Raw genomic sequence first — 15,662 nt, 5'->3', positions numbered from 1 at the left:
CTTTACCTCGCCGGTCACCCGGGAGGAAGCGCGCATGTGGGAGATCCGGAGCATCCCGAACCATGGAGAATGGGATCTGATCGTCGAGCGTCATCCGGCTGGAACCTTGTTTCACACCCGCGGGTGGCTCGAGCTGCTCGGACACACGCAGGGAGCGCGCCTCCTCGCGCTCGGGCTCTTCCGGCACGGACGCCTGGTCGGCGTCTGCCCGGTGTTTCTCCGCCGGATGGGGCCGTTCATGATCGCCGGGTCTCCCTTGGTCGCCGAAGACACACCGTACCTGGGGCCCGTCGTCGACCCGGCCTTCCTGCCGGACGTCCTCACGCGCCTTTCCGATATCCTCGCCGGCCATGGGGCCCGCTTCATCCGCATGCTCCTCTCTCCCGCGTATGGTTTCGCCGCCCTGCCCCGCTATGAGGTGAAGGAAAAGCGGACGCACGTCGTCGATCTCGAGCTGGGACGCGACCAACTGTGGACACGCATGGAAGGGCGGGCACGAACAGCGATTCGGAAAGCGGAAAAGTCCAACGTCGAGATCGTTTGGGCCAGCCCGCAGTCCTACCTCGAGGAGTATTGGAAGATGGTCGAGGATGTGTACGGCCGCCAGGGCCGGCGCCCGCCCAATCCCCTGGCCTTCTACCGGCGCCTGTTCGACACCTGTTATCCGGCGTCTGTGGCGATGCTGCTCGCCAGGCACGAGGGGCGAATGGTGGGCGGCATGATCCTCGCCTGGCAGAAGGACCGGGCGTATTACTTGAACGGGGCGTCGTACCGATCGTGCCAGCCCCTGGGCGTGAACAGCCTGCTCCAGTGGGAGGCCATGCAATGGGCCGCCAAGCTCGGCTGTCGTTGGTACGATTTCGTCGGGTCCGACCTTCCCTGGTTGGCTCGATTCAAGGAGAGCTTCGGCGGCACGCTCACGCCGTATCTGGCCATCGAACACGCGTCTTCGTGGGTCGTCCGACTATGCCGTCGGCAGTATGCCACCTGGAAGGGGTTCGCCGGGGTGTGGACCGGTTGGCGGCCGTCTTTTCACACGTAACCGGAGCCCTCCGGGTCCTGGCGGAGAAACTCCTGCGCGGGTGCGTACACCCGGGGCTTCGCGCCGCCTGCCTGCGAGCCCTGGGAGCGCAGATCGGCCGGGGTGTGCGGGTCGACGAGGTGCGTCTCATCAACGTCCACTTGGCCGGTGGATTTCGCGGGCTTTCGATCGGCGACGACTCGGTGATCGCCGCCGGCGTCCTCATCGACCTGACGGGACCGGTCTACATCGGCCGGCACTGTTCGATCGACTCGGGAGTCCACATCCTCTCGCACAGCGACCCCGGGTCGATGATCGGGAGTCGGTTGGCCGCCGCCTTTCCGCCCAGCCGGAAAGGCGTCCGCCTCGGCGACCACGTCTGGGTCGGTCCCGGCACGACCATTCTCAACGAAGCGGTCATCGGCGACCGTACGGTGATCGGCGCGGGATCTCTGGTGCTGGGCGCCATTCCCGCCGGTGTCTTCGCCGAAGGCCACCCCGCCCGTTCGGTCCGCATCCTCGACCCCACCTCGTCCGAGGCCGGCCGGCTCATCTTCACGGCCTAGGCTGAGCCCTCATGGCCTGGTCAGACCCATGCCCGGTGCTTGGCCGAATCCGCTGTCCGTGGCGTTCGGAGGCCGAATGGCCCCGGGCACGGCGCGCGAGCAATCCATTTCATACCGAGCCGACGGCTGAGGCTCCTGACACACTGGTTCAGGCTTGGCCAGTCCCTGGCATCCGCTGATGGCAAGGCCGACGACGAGCGAGAGGACAGGCATGACGATTGTCCCTCGGATGGGCACGACTCACCTCCAGCATCACCACAATCACACATAATTGTACTGCCGGGATGGCGGCAGCGGTAACGGCCTCAAGCTTCGCCGCATCAAACCACCCTTCCGTATGCGCCGCAGTTGCGCTCTCTCCGTGGCATTCTGCCCCCTCGGCTGCGTGGGAACGTGGCAAAAGTCCTCGGTCGATCCCCAAAACACGTGTAGTCTCAGCGCCTTCGATGGCATGCCCCATGCTCATTGCTTGTTGCATGACTGAGTGCAAGAGGCCGACGGCGCAGAATGGTCGTGACGTGCCATGAAGGCCTGCAGAGCCTCGGCCGTTCCACCCGCACCCCCGTGGTCCAACTCATGGGCGAAGAGCAGGCGAAGGCCGGCGTGGAGATGCGACCCGTCGGACGACGGCGCATCCGCATGCACGGGCATTTTCCCGCCAACCATTTCGGGCTTCGCTCGCCTTGACACGATTGGAACGCAGGGCGGCAGAACCGCTGTAATCCATGCCTCCAAGGATTGCCGCTAGGAACCTGTTCTGCAAGGCTTGTGTGATACACCGATCTCAACGAAGGCTTTGGTCCTCTATACCTCCCACTCTGCGTTCCCTTGCTGCGTGGGCTCTGGTTGCCGTGGTGAGCGCCACCCTCGGCTGTGACGCGACGCCGGACCACGCCGCAGGAAGCAGACCGGCGGCTGCCCCGACGCCGCCAGGGGTCGTGTCGCTGACTTCCGAGAAAGCCGCGGCCGCCAGGATCGAAGTTCGGCCGGTAACCCGTGTCGAGTTCCGAACGTACCAGGACTACCCAGCCACCGTGAAGCCGAATGCCAATGCACTGGCCGACATTACCGCCCTGGTGCGTGGGCGCGTTACCGATGTGCTGGTTGACGTGGGGCAAGATGTGGCGACCGGCGCAATCCTGGCCAGGCTCTACAGCAGCGACTTGGGCTTGGCGCAAGCCTCCTACCTCAAGGCCAAAGCCAAGCTCCATGTCGCCGAACAGGCATTCAAGCGGGCCATGATGTTGTTGGAGGAAAAGGTCATCGGGAGAGCCGAGTATGAGCGGCGGGAAGGCGACATGATGAGCGCGCGCGCGGAAGCGCGGGAAGCCGGCGATCGGCTTGCCGTGCTCGGCATGACGACCGGGGACATCCGGCGTCTGGACCGCGAGCAAAAGATCCATTCTTCCATTCCGATCCTGGCGCCATTCAACGGCAGGGTCATCTCGCGCAATGTGACGAGAGGACAGGTCCTGGAGACGAACCGGGCTCTGTTTTCCCTCGCGGACCTCTCGGATGTCTGGGTCGTGGCGAACATCCCGGAAAAAGATGTTCGGTTTCTCCGTCGTGCCCAGTCCGTTGAGGTTCGCGTGTCGGCGTATCCCGGAGAGGTGTTTCCGGGCACGATCACGTACATCGGCGATGTCCTGGATCCCGAAACCCGAACGCTACGGCTTCGGGTGACCGTCCCCAACCGCGACGGCCGGTTGAAGCCGGAGTTCTTCGCCCTGGTGCGCCTGTATGCCCAGACTGAACCGAATGCGCTGGTCATCCCCGCGGAGGCCGTGCAGCAGGACGGGAAGGACGCCGCGGTGTTCGTGCAGCTCGACCCGCAGCAATTCGTGCGCCGGTCCGTCGTCGTCGGAGAAGAACACGGCGGCATGGTGCGGATCCTTGACGGAGTCCGCGAAGGCGAACTGGTGGTCACGAAAGGAGTCCTCGCGCTGACGGCCGAGGCGCTCGGACAGCAACTGGAGCCGGCCCGATGATCCGCGCGCTGCTCGACTTCTCGCTCCGCCAACAGGTGCTTGTCGTCTCCTTGGCCGGCGTGCTCGCCGTCGGCGGACTCTACTCGTTCAACACCCTCCCCATTGACGCCTTTCCCGACGTGACGAACGTTCAAGTCCAAGTGCTGACGGACGCGCCCGGCCTCTCTCCCGTCGAAGTCGAGCGATTTATCACGATCCCGCTCGAACGCCAGATGACCGGCCTTCCCGGCCTCACGGAGCTTCGGTCGCTGTCGAAGTTCGCCCTCTCGCAGATCACGTTGGTGTTCGAGGATCGCGTCGACATCTACTTCGCGCGCCAGTTGGTGCTCGAGCGGTTGATCGAGGCACGTAAGCGCCTGCCAGAGGGGATTGAACCGTCGTTGGCGCCGCCCACGACCGGGCTGGACGAAGTGTTCCAATATTACCTGGACGGCCCCGGCCTTCATCCGGATGATCCTCAAATCTACGATCAGGAGCTGATCGGCATGCGGACGGCTCAGGACTGGATCCTGCGCCCTCTTCTGCGAACCGTCCCCGGCGTGATCGACGTGAACGCCCTCGGCGGGTTCGTGAAACAGTACCAGGTGCTGGTGGACCCGGCCAAGCTCAGGAAGTACGACCTGGCCCTTCACCAGGTGTTCGACGCCGTAGCCCGGAACAACGCGAACGAGGGCGGCAACGTCTTGGAACGGTACGGCGAGCGCGCGGTGGTCCGTAGCGTTGGGCTGATCCGGACGCTCAAAGATATCGAGGACATCGTCGTCAAGGAAATCGCGGGCACGCCGGTCTTCGTCCGCGACGTGGCGGAGGTGCGGATCGGACACGCCGTGCGCCATGGGGCCGCGGTCCTCAACGGGGAACGGGAGATCGTGGCGGGAATCGCGTTGATGCTGCGCGGCGCCAACGCCCGTGAGGTCACCGCAGGCATCAAACAGAAAATTGACGCGGTCCACCGGGGCCGGGTCTTGCCGGACGGGCTGAGGATCGTCCCGTTTTATGACCGGAGCGACTTGGTGAGCGCCGCCGTCCGCACGGTCACCGACGCCCTGCTCGAAGGCGTGATCCTGGTCGTCGCCGTCCTGCTCGTATTCCTGGGCAACCTCCGAACCGCCCTGGTGGTCGTGGCGACGCTGATCATCACGCCGCTCGTGACGTTCATCATCATGGAACGGATCGGGCTCTCCGCGAATCTCATGTCGCTCGGGGGCCTGGCGATCGCCATCGGCATGATGGTGGACAGTTTCGTCGTGATGGTCGAGAACATCTACCGACATGTGGCGGAACGTGGTCCTGAGACGGACAAACGGGCCGTGGTGTTGGCGGCCGCGCTTGAAGTGGGGCGGCCGATGGTCTTCGGGATTCTGATCGTCGCTGCCGTGTTCCTTCCCATCCTCACGTTGGAGGGGATGGAGGGGAAGATGTTCGCTCCGCTGGCCTACACCATCGTGATCGCCCTCCTTGTGTCGCTGGTCTTGTCCCTGACCTTCTCGCCCGTCTTCTGCGCGCTGGCGCTGGCGCCGCGGCGGGAGCGGGACACGCTGCTGGTCCGATGGATCAAGCGGGTGTATCTCCCGGCGTTGGGCTGGTCGCTCAAGCGCAAAGGGGCCGTGTTGGCGTGCACGTCGATCCTGCTCGTCGGCACGCTGGGGCTCGTGCCGTTCGTCGGCACCGAATTCATCCCGATCATGGACGAAGGCGCCATCCTGCCTCAGACGATCCGGTTGCCTCGTCTGTCGCTGGCTGAATCCATCGAGGTCGAACGACAGGTCCATCGCGCGCTCCTGTCCCTTCCCGAGGTCACGGCGGTCATCGGCAAGATCGGACGTTCGGAAATCGCCAACGCGCCGGAGGAGCACAACGAGAGCGAGCCGATCGTCGCGCTGACACCGCGGGACACCTGGATCAGCGCGTCCACGAAACCGGAGCTCGTCGAAGCGATCCGCCGCCGGCTGGCCGAGATTCCCGGCATCGCGGTCCTGATGAGCCAACCGATTCAAGAGCGGGTGGATGAGCTGATCTCCGGCATCAAGACCGAAGCCGCGATCAAGGTGTTCGGTGACGACATCGAGACGCTGAAGACGCTCGCGGACCGCATCGCGGTCGTGATGAACACGGTCGACGGAGTCAAGGATCTGAAAGTCGAGCAGGTCAGCGGGCAGCTCTATCTGACCGTCGACATCGACCGGCGGGAGATCGCACGCCGCGGCATCAACGTGGAGGACATCCAGGGTCTCGTACGGACCGCCATCGGCGGCGAGCCGGCGACCTACGTCTTGGAGGGCGAACGCCGGTTTCAGTTGATTCTGCGCTTTCCGGAGAGCTTTCGCAACAGCGTGAAGGCGATCGGCGACATTCTGATCAAGGACCCGTCGGGCGCCTTGTTTCCCTTGAGCGACCTCGCGGCCATTGAGATGCGGGAAGGTCCCGTCCGGATCAGCCGGGAGCATGCTCGCCGCCGGATCTACATTGGGTTCAACGTGGCCGGGCGCGACATCGGCGGCGTGGTCAAGGAAGGGCAGCGAAAACTGGCCGAGTCCGTCACGCTCCCGCAAGGCTACACGATCACGTGGGGCGGCGCCTTCGAGAACATGGAACGGGCCAATGCCCGCCTTCGGATCATCGTGCCGGTCACGCTCGGGCTCGTGTTCGTCCTCCTGTTCTCGTCGTTCGTGTCGGTGCGCTACGCGCTGCTGATGGTGATGAACCTTCCCTTGTCGTTGATCGGCGGCGTCTGGGCCTTGAAGCTCACGGGCCAATATTTCAGCGTCCCCGCCTCCGTCGGCTTCATCACGCTGCTCGGGGTCGCCGTCACGGATGGGACGGTCATGGTGACGCTGATCGACTCGCTTCGCCGCGAGGGCTATGCGCGTGACAAGGCCATCATGACCGGGTGCCTCTGGCGGGTGCGCCCGGTGGTGATGACGGCTACGATGTCTCTCCTGGGGCTTCTCCCCCTGGGCCTCGCACAGGGCCTCGGCGGCGAGGTCCAGCGGCCGCTGGCCACGGTGGTGATCGGGGGGCTCCTCACCTCCACGGTCTCGACGCTGATCCTGCTGCCGACCCTCTACGAGTGGTTCGAGAGTCGGCGTCGTACGAGCGCGTGGCCTGCTGAGGACAGAGGATCCGTCAGCGATGAATTGTCCGTCCCGCTCAACGAGGAGGTCACGCGATGACAAGGCTTCACATCGGAATCGTGATCCTGACGGTGGTGTGTGCATGGAGTATTCCTTGGACGGAAGCACGTGGGGAGGACAAATCTGGGAGCGGTGACATCGCAAAAGGGCAACGGTTGTATGTGAGACATTGTGCAGGGTGCCACGGACCCGAGGGCAGAGGCGACGGCTACAAACTCCTTGGTCCCAGCCCGGCAGATCTCACGTCGCCGTCCACCAAGAAGAAATCCAATGCCGACCTGCTCAAGACCATCCATGAAGGCAAACCGAACATGCCGGCCTGGAAGCCACTGATGACCGAAGCGGAGATTGAGGATGTGCTGACCTATATTCGTTCGCTCACCCGGTGAAGAGTGGTGGCCAAACAGTCCCCTGTGCTCTCCACCCGTGTCGTCCGATAGCGTGCCGCCTGCCCGTCGGCTTGCCCTGTTGAGCCATTTGTCAATGTTACCGATCGGGCATCGTTCAGTCATTGGTCAATGTTACCCGCGCCGAGTCCTCACCGTTGGGCTCTTCGCCGCCGGGCTCGACACCCCGTTTCCGCCCTTGCCTGACACGCGGGTCGAGCCCGCGATCTGTCGCTTCTGCTCGTGGAGCCGGGGGCTAAAGGTCCAGCCTCGCCACGGCGTACGGGCGTGGGGCGACCGGGGCACCTGCTCGCGTGGGGTGCGGGTCACGCGATTGGCCAGCGCCCACAGCCACTCGAGCTGCTGATCAATCCGCCGCGAGAGGGCAAACGGATCCGTCGTCCGCCCGCACCCGCTGCAACGCGGCCAGCCGGGTCGGATCCGCCTGCCCGCAGGCCTGCACCCGCTCGAACGGCGTCTGCGGCCGGTCGTACTGGCGACGGAGGCGGGAGCCGATCCGGACCTTACGCACCAGCTTCATCGAGGGCTGAAACAGGTTCTGGAAGAGCCGCAAGTCCGCGTACAACGCGTTGAGCGCCTCCAGCGCCGCGACGCTGTCATAGCGATCCCAGCCCACGAGCTTGCGCACGTGTGTCCAGTTCTTCTGCTCTACATGGGCGTTGTCATCTTTCTTATAGGGCCGGGAACGGGTGAACTGCACGCGCTGGCCGGCGGGCCGCTCCGGACAGAAGGCCCATAGGGGCTCGTTGATGAAACTCGCTGCCATTGTCCGAATCCACCCCCAGCAAGCCAAACGGCAGATCGGCTTCGATGCGCCGCATGGCCCCGACGACCTCGTGCCGACTCTTCCCCATGATCGCGCGACGCTCGACCCACGTCGTGTGAATATCCACACCATCCAGCGTGTGGAGGAACTCGCCCGCTGCCGAGGCGCCGGAATGCGACACGAGATCCAGCTCCAGATACCCCGCCTGCGCGACGTCCCAGTGTTCGGTCTTCATGGGAATGAGGTGTTTCAGCAGGGCCCCCGGCCGCGTCGTCCCATACAGCCGGCGCCTTACGTGCTGCTTGCGGTCCCGCAAGCGCCGATCCATCTGCCGGGGACTGATCCGCCGCAACTGGGCCTCCAACGCCGGCGTCAGCGGCGCCTGGCGTCGCAGCCACGGCAGCCACATGGGCAACGCCGCCTTGAGACGCACGCCACAGAGATAGCCCGAGGCCTCCCAGACTTGCGCGAGCCGGTCAAGCGCTTCCGCCGAATAGGTCGGGCGCCGTCGACTGACCCGGCGCACCGGCGGCCGGGGTGGGCTTCGACGGCTCAGCACCCGAATCACATGCTTGCGGTGATAGCCCCACACCTGCGCCACCTCGTCTAGGATCGTCGACCGCTCCCGCCCTCTCGCGCCTTGATACCGTTGCCACATCACGCGGAGATACTCGTACCGGCGACTGTCGCGCCATGCCCGTTGCCTCCATCCGTCCCCTCCTTGAGGCCCGATGCCCTGAACCTTGGAGGGTAACGTGTCTACATGACTCAACGAGCTGTCGCTGGGTAACATTTGAGATGACTCAATACGCTTGCTTGACACCCACGGAGTGGGGCGCTATTCTCCCCGGGTTTCTCGCTGCCCGCCTTTACCAAGGAGACGCTCGATGCAGGAGAGCCGACAGTTACAGCGTACGATGAACCCGGTAAGCGTGATCGTGTCCGTCGCCGCGATCCTCGTGGCCCTCGTCACCGGCGCCCACGCGGCCGATGCCTTCAAGATGGGGGTGGTCGATCCGCAAGCGGTGTTGGAAAAATCGAAGGCCGGGAAACGGGCCCTCGATACGCTCAAAGAATACGCGACCACCCGACAGAAATTGCTCGCGAGCGACGAAGAGGAGTTGAAGAACCTCGAAAAGCAGCTCAAGGAGCAGGATGCGACCCTGTCCGAGCAGCAGAAGCGGGACAAGCAGAACCAGTTCCGCACCAAGCTCCAGGACTACCAACGCCGGGCGCAGGAGTTCAACCAGGAGTTGAGCGTCAAGCAGAAGGAGCTGGTGGACGAGTACATGAAGAAGATCCAGGCCGCCACCAAGACCGTGGCGGAGAAGGGCGGATTCACGCTCGTGGTCGACAAAGGCAGTGAGAACACGATCAAGATCGTGCTCTATCACCGGGACGCGCTGGATCTCACGGATCAGGTCATCAAGGAGTTCGACCGCCAGAACAAGTAACGTCGCTCACGCCTGCATCACATCCTTCCGGATCATGTCGACCCGGCGCTGAAAGTCCTGGTCGTCTCCGCCCACCGAGGCCGTCAGCAGCTCCATCTCGGCCGGTCCTTTGATCCCGAGGCCCAGCTCACCCGCCCGCACGATCTGGCGCTGCTGCCAGATCGGCATCCCCTGAAGCTTGGGCCACGCGCCGTAGCACCGGATCAAGGCGACGGCCACGACGTCCAAGGCCACCCGGTCCCCGCTGATCAGCATCGCGTCCGCCACCGCCGGCGTCCCGCTCGTCGGACCGCCGGCGATCATGACCGTCGTGGCATCCGCGATCGTAAGGTGGGGATGGACGGCCAAGTTCAGTTCCGCGATCTGCTCCTGCCAGCGCCCGGAGAGAAACCGAAACGACGGCCGGTACCGCGGGTGCACGATCCCCACCAGATTTTTGAGGCTGCACGAATAGTGTGCGAACTGATGGGTCTTGACGACCGGGACGTTGATGAAGACGTCGGCCTCATAGACCGGTTTGGAGACGAAGTAGCGCGGAAAGCTGATCGCGCCCGCCGGCTCCACGCCCACCCAGGGCGCATCCTCCAGCGCCAGCACCCTCGCCCCCGCCGCCTCTGCAGTCCGCCGCATCCCGGTCGTCTCGAGGTTCTCCACCGTCGGGAATCGAATCATGCCGGAGCTGTCGGCCACCAGCACGTCCGCACTCCCTGCGTTCCGGATCAAGTCGGCCACCGCCCCGATCACGGCCGGGTTCGTCGTGCTCGGCGGGGGACGGTTGTTGACGACGTTGGGTTTGAGCAGCACCCGCCGGCCCAGGACGCCGAGTCGCTCAAGGCCCCCGATCATCCGCAGGCCCTCCTCGAGCATCTCAGGGAGGTGGCGGCCATGGACCATCGCGACCACGGCCTTCCCATCACGCGTCCACGGATTGACCGGGCGGGACTTCGGTGGGACTACCGGGGCATCGGGCTCGAACAGGAGGCTGGAGAGGAGCGAGCGGGGAGCGAACGCCAGGGCGGGCAAGAAGGTGAGCCCGAAGAGGAGTCGCTGGAGGAGGTCCCGGCGCGTCACGGGAGGCGGACGGGTGAATCGCCGTGAAGGGACTGGCTCGGCATCATGTGGCTCGCGCCGGATCCCCGACCTCGATCGGGTAGCCCGCTTCCCGCCAGGCACGGATGCCGCCGATCATGGAGGCCACGTTCGTGTACCCCATCTGACGGAGACTGTCGGCGGCGAGGGCCGACCGGTATCCTCCGCCGCAGTACAGGACGATCTCAGTCCGCTTGTCGGGGATGATCGTCTCGATGTCGCGCTCGAGGATGCCCCGGCCGAGATGCTGAGCCCCCTGGGCATGATCCTTCGCGTATTCGTGATCCTCCCGGACGTCGAGGAACGCAAATCGTTCGTGCCGGTCCAGCTTGGCTTTGACCTCCTCGATCGTGCACTCGCGGATATTCCGCCGCGCCCGCTCGACCAACTCCAGGAATCCCGGATTATGCTTCATCATCATCCTCCCGCTCCCGCGCTCTTCCTCTTCTCATTCTCACCCCAACAGCACCCCCAACACCTGTCACATTCCCTACCCTACCCCATATCCCATACCCCTTTACCACCACTAGGAGAACAACCGTGTTTGCTCGGGCGACGGCCGCCGAAACGTATCGGGCACGGGGCGGTCGTCCTCGTCGGGAAAGCCGGCCTTTCGCCTCGCCACGTCGAACAAGCGCTCGATGACCTGCCAGTAGTGTCCGTGCCCTTCGTGACGGCTGAAAAAGCGGCCGTCGGAGAGCGCGCCGCCCCGCACATCGCGGATGCGGTTGACGATCTTCTGGTAGCGATCGGGGAATGCGGCCGCCACGCGCTCCAGGAAGACGGCCTGCACGTTGCCCGATAGGCGCAGGAGCACGTGCATCGCCTCTACGGCTCCGGCTTCGCGTGCGCGAGTGAGCAGCTCCGGGATGTCGTCCTCGTTCAACCCGGGGATCACCGGGGCGATCGAGATGCCCGTCCGAATGCCGGCCTCCGCCAGCGCGTTCATGGCCGCAAATCGCTTGTCCGGCGACGGCGCCTGCGGCTCGATTTTCCGGGCGGTCTCCGCATCGGCAAACGGAATGCTGAGGTAGACGCGGACGGAGGCCCGCTGATGAAGACGGCGCAGCACATCCAGATCGCGGACGACCAGCGCCGATTTGGTGATGATGCCGACGGGGTTGCAAAACTCTTCACAGACCTCGAGACACCCTCGTGTCAGCCGGCAGGTGGCCTCCAGCGGCTGATAGCAGTCCGTGTTCCCGGAAAAGACGATCAGCTCCCCGCGCCAAGAGGGTTTAAGGAAAGCCCGCCGCAACAGCTCGGGGGCGTCGCGTTTGATGATGATCTTGGACTCGAAGTCCGTGCCGGCGCCGAACCCCCAATATTCATGTGAGGGACGGGCATAGCAGTAGGCGCAGGCGTGGAAGCATCCTCGGTAGGGGTTCACACTCCAGCGGAAGGAGAGGTCGGGACTGTCGTTCCGGCTCAGGATGTCACGGGTCGCGTCCTCGAATACCTCGACGCGGCCAATCGGCGCCGGCTCCAACAGCTCGCGGTGCTCGGATTCGAAAGGATTGGGCGGATTGTGGATGAGACGCATGGCCTATCGTGGGATTCGACGGATCGATTGTCAAGGGTGGCCGGTGCCCTTTTCTTATATGACCGCCAGGCTTTGTGCGGCATGGGCCGAGCAGCCGCACGGCCGCTCTGATTGACTCCCATGGGGGCCGATGCTAGATTGCGATCCGTTCCACATCGGCGGTGGTCATAACTGGACGGGACCATGCACGATCCGCGTCTGCTCCGGGACAATCTCGGGACGATCAAAACCAGGCTGGGCCCGCGGGGCGCGGATGTGCCGTGGGACGAGCTGGGCAAGCTGCTCCAGGAGCGGCGGAGCTTGACAGCCAAGGTGGAGGACCTTCGCCACCAGCTCAAGGTCGGCTCGAACGAGGTCGCGCGGCTGAAGCGCGAGAAACAGCCGGCCGACCAGGCCGTGGCCGCCATGAAGGCGCTGGGCGACCGCATCGCCGAGTTGGAAGCCCAGGGGCGGTCGCTCGAGGAACGGGTGGCGGAGCTGGCCCTCCGCGTGCCGAACCTCCCTCACGACTCGGTGCCGATCGGGCGGGATTCCGCCGACAACGCCGAGGTCCGGCGCTGGGGGACGCTTCCGGCATTCGACTTCACTTCCAAATCGCACTGGGATCTCGGCGAGGCGTTGGGGATTCTGGATTTCGAGCGGGCGACGAAAATTGCCGGGGCCCGGTTCGCGGTGATGACCGGCGCCGGCGCGCGGCTCGAGCGAGCCTTGATCAATTACATGTTGGATACCCATACGAGCCAGCACGGGTATTATGAGGTCCTGCCGCCGTTCATGGTCAATCGGGCGGCGATGACGGGCACCGGACAGCTCCCCAAGTTCGAAGCGGACCTGTTCGTCCTGCGCGACGAGGACTTTCTTCTCATTCCGACTGCGGAGGTGCCGGTCACCAATCTGCACCGCGAAGAGATTCTGCCGGAGAGCGCGTTGCCGATCCGCTATGCGGCCTATACCCCGTGCTTCCGCCGTGAGGCGGGGTCATATGGAAAGGATACGCGCGGGCTGGTTCGGCTGCATCAGTTCAACAAGGTGGAGTTGGTGGCATTCGTGAAACCGGAGGATTCGTATGCGGAGCTGGAGCGCTTGACGTCCACCGCCGAAGCCATCCTCCAGGGACTGAACCTGCCGTACCGCGTGGTGGCGCTGTGCACGGCTGATCTGGGATTCGCGTCGGCCAAGACGTACGATCTGGAAGTCTGGCTTCCCGGACAGCAGCAGTATCGCGAGATTTCATCGTGCAGCAATTTCGAAAGCTTTCAGGCGCGCCGTGCGAGCATCCGCTTTCGGCGGAGCGGCAAGGATGGAAAGACGGACTTCGTGCACACGCTCAATGGCTCGGGGCTCGCGGTCGGGCGCACGCTCGTGGCGATCCTCGAGAACTACCAGCAGGCGGACGGCAGCGTGATCATCCCGCCCGTGCTCCGGCCCTATTGCGGGGGCCAGGACCGCATCACCGCGGATCGCAAGAAGACGTAGCCCAACGGGCGCTTGCCTCGAGTCGCTCACCAACGGAGGGGTGCCGGAGTGGCCGAACGGACCGGTCTTGAAAACCGGAGACGGGGTAACCCGTCCGCGAGTTCAAATCTCGCCCCCTCCGCCACACCACACTTCGTGTGAACCGTTTGCCACCTCGCTTGAAAACGCTGCAACGTCGGGCAAACGGAGAGTTTGCTTTTTCTGCGTCTTCTTCTTTCCTCTCACAACCACACTTCGTGTGAGCCGGTTGCCACCTTAAATTGAAAACGCTACAGATGTCGGCACACGGGGCATGATCTCTTCGACAGAATTCTGCCCCTTCCACAGTTGCCAAACCATCACGGACAATGCCTCCTAGGATACGCTCGTGTGGGACGGCTCCTGTCTAATCCGGCTCGCCCCGGAACACCTCGAGTGGCAATGGCACTGCGACCTGCCTCTGGAAAGGCTGGGCGGATCAGAATGAGGTTCTTCAAGCACTGATTGTTTCGTGGGATGGAAAAGATTTCGGCCGAACGCAAAGGGTGAATTCTTGTTCCGGCGGAAAAATACAGGGGCGGTTCTGTCAGGCTAACGGCTTCATCCGGGCGAGGAAGGCAGCGAGCCGCCGCTCACTCTGCTCCTCGAGGAGGAGGAACGACAGACCATAGACGCCGCCTCTTCCCCACCGCGTGACCGCCACGTGGACCAGCATGGGCTCCGGCTCCTGGGGGAGATCTAATCGCAGGCTCAAATGCGAGTCCGGGTCGAGCGGCACGGCGGTCTGGAGAAGGCACCCGCCCAGCGACAAATTGAGTATCTGGCCGTCCCCCTCCTGGTCCCCGGTAAATTGAACGAGGCACTGCACCGCATAGCGCGGATGGAGTCGAGGAACGCGCATGCCCGCTTGCTGAGCCTTCGCCGCTTCCAAGCGGACCGCCACTTCGGTCCGGAGCACAGCCGCGCCAAATGGCTTCCGCAGCACCGGCCATCGATCGGGATCGACGCCTTTGGATAAGAGCGTCATCCGCGAATGAGCGGAGATGAAGAGGACGGACAGGTTCGGCTGCGTCATCAAGGCGGCCTGGACGACCGCCATGCCGTTATCGAACCGGGAGCCAACCAGGCGCGAGCGGAGTTGCAGGGTCGGCTGTGACAGCAGCACGTCGACGATGAAGAGATCCACCGGCTCCTGCTCAATGACCGCCAAGGCCTCAAGCGCGTCCCCCGTCACCCAGGTCCGGTACCCGGCGGCCGTCAGCGCCTTGAGGCAGAACACCTGCATCGCTTCATCATCGTCAATCACCAGGATCAGCGGCGCGGTGCTCATCGAGGTCCTGTGCTCCTTACCACAGATGATCGATCTCACTGCCTTGCTTCGGCCAAGCTGCCCCCGCCACTCGCCGCAGGCTCGGAACCCTCATGTCGGCTGGCCGTCCCGCCGTCGACGCACGGTCGCGATCAAGTCCAGGGCCGTCTCCGCATCAAACGGATACACCCCGATCGACATGGTCAGGGCCGGGGGCCGCTGGAGGGGCAGGGCGGCCACGGAAGCCGTGAAGTTGGTGCTGAGCCGATGGGCCACATTGGCGGCTCCGACCGCATCGGCCTCACGGAGCACCACGGCAAATTCGGCTTCTTCGAGGCGACAGGGCACATCGTAGCCCCGAAGGGTCGTTTTCAGGACACAGGCGAGACTGATGATGACATCGGTGATCGTCTCGGGTGGATACTGCCGTTTCAGGTCCGGCCAATCGGCAACGGTCAGAAGCACGAGGGCAAAGGGCGTCCCGCTTCGTTGTGACCACGCCACCTCCTGGTGCACAGACCGCTCGAGGAGTGGCGCCGTAAAGAGGTCCGTGGCTAGGTCGATGCCGGCGATCGAGCGCCGCTCGGCATGGACAAGCAGTTGCAGCCGCTGCTGCTCGAGGTCGAACAGCAGCCGCTCGAGCAACCGGCTCTGCTCATTGAAGCTTCGGGGCGAGCCCCCGAGGCCTCCGGACTCCGCCACTTCTTCAAACTGCCCGGACTCCTCCCCAAACGCGGCCCGCACCGCATCGATCAGGTGGCGTTCCACCTGTCGGAGTTCCCGTCGTAGGTGCAATTGGGTCACTTCAGGGGGGAGCCGGTGTTCATGCTCCTCAACCAGGAAATCTCGGCGCACCGCCTCAATCTGCTGCTGGACCTGGCGGAGCCGTCGAATGTTGAGCTCGAGCTGTCGGAGCACGCTAGACGGCAT

16 protein-coding genes and 1 tRNA gene are annotated in these 15,662 nt (G+C 64.3%); 10 read left to right on the top strand and 7 right to left on the bottom strand.

Features of this window, described 5'->3' with window-relative positions; genetic code table 11:
* The first annotated feature begins 34 nt into the window (after window positions 1-34).
* The 6 genes from ACWHYV_RS11990 to ACWHYV_RS11965 all read left to right on the top strand — a co-directional run bounded on the left by ACWHYV_RS11990 (window position 35) and on the right by ACWHYV_RS11965 (window position 7,098).
* A complete protein-coding gene (locus ACWHYV_RS11990; RefSeq protein WP_447976729.1) occupies window positions 35-1,042 on the top strand; it encodes a lipid II:glycine glycyltransferase FemX in 1,008 nt (335 codons plus the stop codon).
* Entirely contained in the window at window positions 1,009-1,587 is a 579-nt protein-coding gene (locus ACWHYV_RS11985; RefSeq protein ID WP_447976728.1) for an acyltransferase, read from the top strand. The genes ACWHYV_RS11990 and ACWHYV_RS11985 overlap by 34 nt, the downstream gene beginning before the upstream one ends.
* 513 nt (window positions 1,588-2,100) lie before the next feature.
* Window positions 2,101-2,274: a hypothetical protein gene (locus ACWHYV_RS11980; RefSeq protein ID WP_447976727.1), complete on the top strand. Its 174-nt coding sequence runs from the start codon at window positions 2,101-2,103 to the stop codon at window positions 2,272-2,274.
* 167 nt (window positions 2,275-2,441) lie between these two features.
* A complete protein-coding gene (locus tag ACWHYV_RS11975) occupies window positions 2,442-3,575 on the top strand; it encodes an efflux RND transporter periplasmic adaptor subunit (protein WP_447976726.1) in 1,134 nt (377 codons plus the stop codon).
* On the top strand, window positions 3,572-6,748 hold the full coding sequence (locus tag ACWHYV_RS11970) for an efflux RND transporter permease subunit (protein WP_447976725.1): 3,177 nt from the start codon (window positions 3,572-3,574) through the stop codon (window positions 6,746-6,748). Before ACWHYV_RS11975 ends, ACWHYV_RS11970 begins: the two co-directional genes overlap by 4 nt.
* Entirely contained in the window at window positions 6,745-7,098 is a 354-nt protein-coding gene (locus ACWHYV_RS11965) for a c-type cytochrome (RefSeq protein WP_447976724.1), read from the top strand. Before ACWHYV_RS11970 ends, ACWHYV_RS11965 begins: the two co-directional genes overlap by 4 nt.
* Window positions 7,099-7,462: 364 nt before the next feature.
* Here ACWHYV_RS11965 and ACWHYV_RS11960 read toward each other — a convergent pair whose 3' ends face one another.
* A complete protein-coding gene (locus tag ACWHYV_RS11960; protein WP_447976723.1) occupies window positions 7,463-7,744 on the bottom strand; it encodes a hypothetical protein in 282 nt (93 codons plus the stop codon).
* Window positions 7,745-7,787: 43 nt separating this feature from the next.
* Window positions 7,788-8,543: a hypothetical protein gene (locus ACWHYV_RS11955; protein WP_447976722.1), complete on the bottom strand. Its 756-nt coding sequence runs from the start codon at window positions 8,541-8,543 to the stop codon at window positions 7,788-7,790.
* Between the two features lie 226 nt (window positions 8,544-8,769).
* On the opposite strand from ACWHYV_RS11955, the gene ACWHYV_RS11950 reads away from it, so the two are divergent.
* Entirely contained in the window at window positions 8,770-9,336 is a 567-nt protein-coding gene (locus tag ACWHYV_RS11950) for an OmpH family outer membrane protein (RefSeq protein ID WP_447976721.1), read from the top strand.
* Between the two features lie 6 nt (window positions 9,337-9,342).
* Here the strand turns inward: ACWHYV_RS11950 and ACWHYV_RS11945 are convergent, their stop codons facing one another.
* Window positions 9,343-10,182, bottom strand: coding sequence for a DUF362 domain-containing protein (locus ACWHYV_RS11945; RefSeq protein WP_447976720.1), 840 nt, complete (start codon window positions 10,180-10,182; stop codon window positions 9,343-9,345).
* 39 nt (window positions 10,183-10,221) lie between these two features.
* Between ACWHYV_RS11945 and ACWHYV_RS11940 the strand changes: the two genes are divergently transcribed.
* Window positions 10,222-10,434, top strand: coding sequence for a hypothetical protein (locus ACWHYV_RS11940; RefSeq protein WP_447976719.1), 213 nt, complete (start codon window positions 10,222-10,224; stop codon window positions 10,432-10,434).
* 16 nt (window positions 10,435-10,450) lie between these two features.
* Here ACWHYV_RS11940 and ACWHYV_RS11935 read toward each other — a convergent pair whose 3' ends face one another.
* Complete coding sequence (locus ACWHYV_RS11935) at window positions 10,451-10,846, bottom strand: rhodanese-like domain-containing protein (protein ID WP_447976718.1); 396 nt, start codon at window positions 10,844-10,846, stop codon at window positions 10,451-10,453.
* 105 nt (window positions 10,847-10,951) lie between these two features.
* Complete coding sequence (locus ACWHYV_RS11930) at window positions 10,952-11,968, bottom strand: PA0069 family radical SAM protein (RefSeq protein ID WP_447976717.1); 1,017 nt, start codon at window positions 11,966-11,968, stop codon at window positions 10,952-10,954.
* A gap of 183 nt (window positions 11,969-12,151) precedes the next feature.
* Between ACWHYV_RS11930 and serS the strand changes: the two genes are divergently transcribed.
* Window positions 12,152-13,444, top strand: coding sequence for a serine--tRNA ligase (gene serS / locus ACWHYV_RS11925; protein WP_447976716.1), 1,293 nt, complete (start codon window positions 12,152-12,154; stop codon window positions 13,442-13,444).
* Between the two features lie 34 nt (window positions 13,445-13,478).
* Window positions 13,479-13,568 (top strand) — tRNA-Ser (locus tag ACWHYV_RS11920).
* A gap of 441 nt (window positions 13,569-14,009) precedes the next feature.
* On the opposite strand, the gene ACWHYV_RS11915 is transcribed toward ACWHYV_RS11920, so the two are convergent.
* Both ACWHYV_RS11915 and ACWHYV_RS11910 read right to left on the bottom strand, forming a co-directional pair.
* Window positions 14,010-14,753, bottom strand: a complete 744-nt coding sequence (locus tag ACWHYV_RS11915; RefSeq protein WP_447976715.1) for a PilZ domain-containing protein — start codon at window positions 14,751-14,753, stop codon at window positions 14,010-14,012.
* 90 nt (window positions 14,754-14,843) lie between these two features.
* Window positions 14,844-15,662, bottom strand: coding sequence for a GGDEF domain-containing protein (locus ACWHYV_RS11910; protein WP_447976714.1), 819 nt, complete (start codon window positions 15,660-15,662; stop codon window positions 14,844-14,846).

This window comes from Candidatus Nitrospira bockiana, assembly GCF_965152565.1.
The sequence above is the reverse complement of the archived record's forward strand: the minus strand, read 5'-3'. Positions and strand labels throughout refer to the sequence as shown.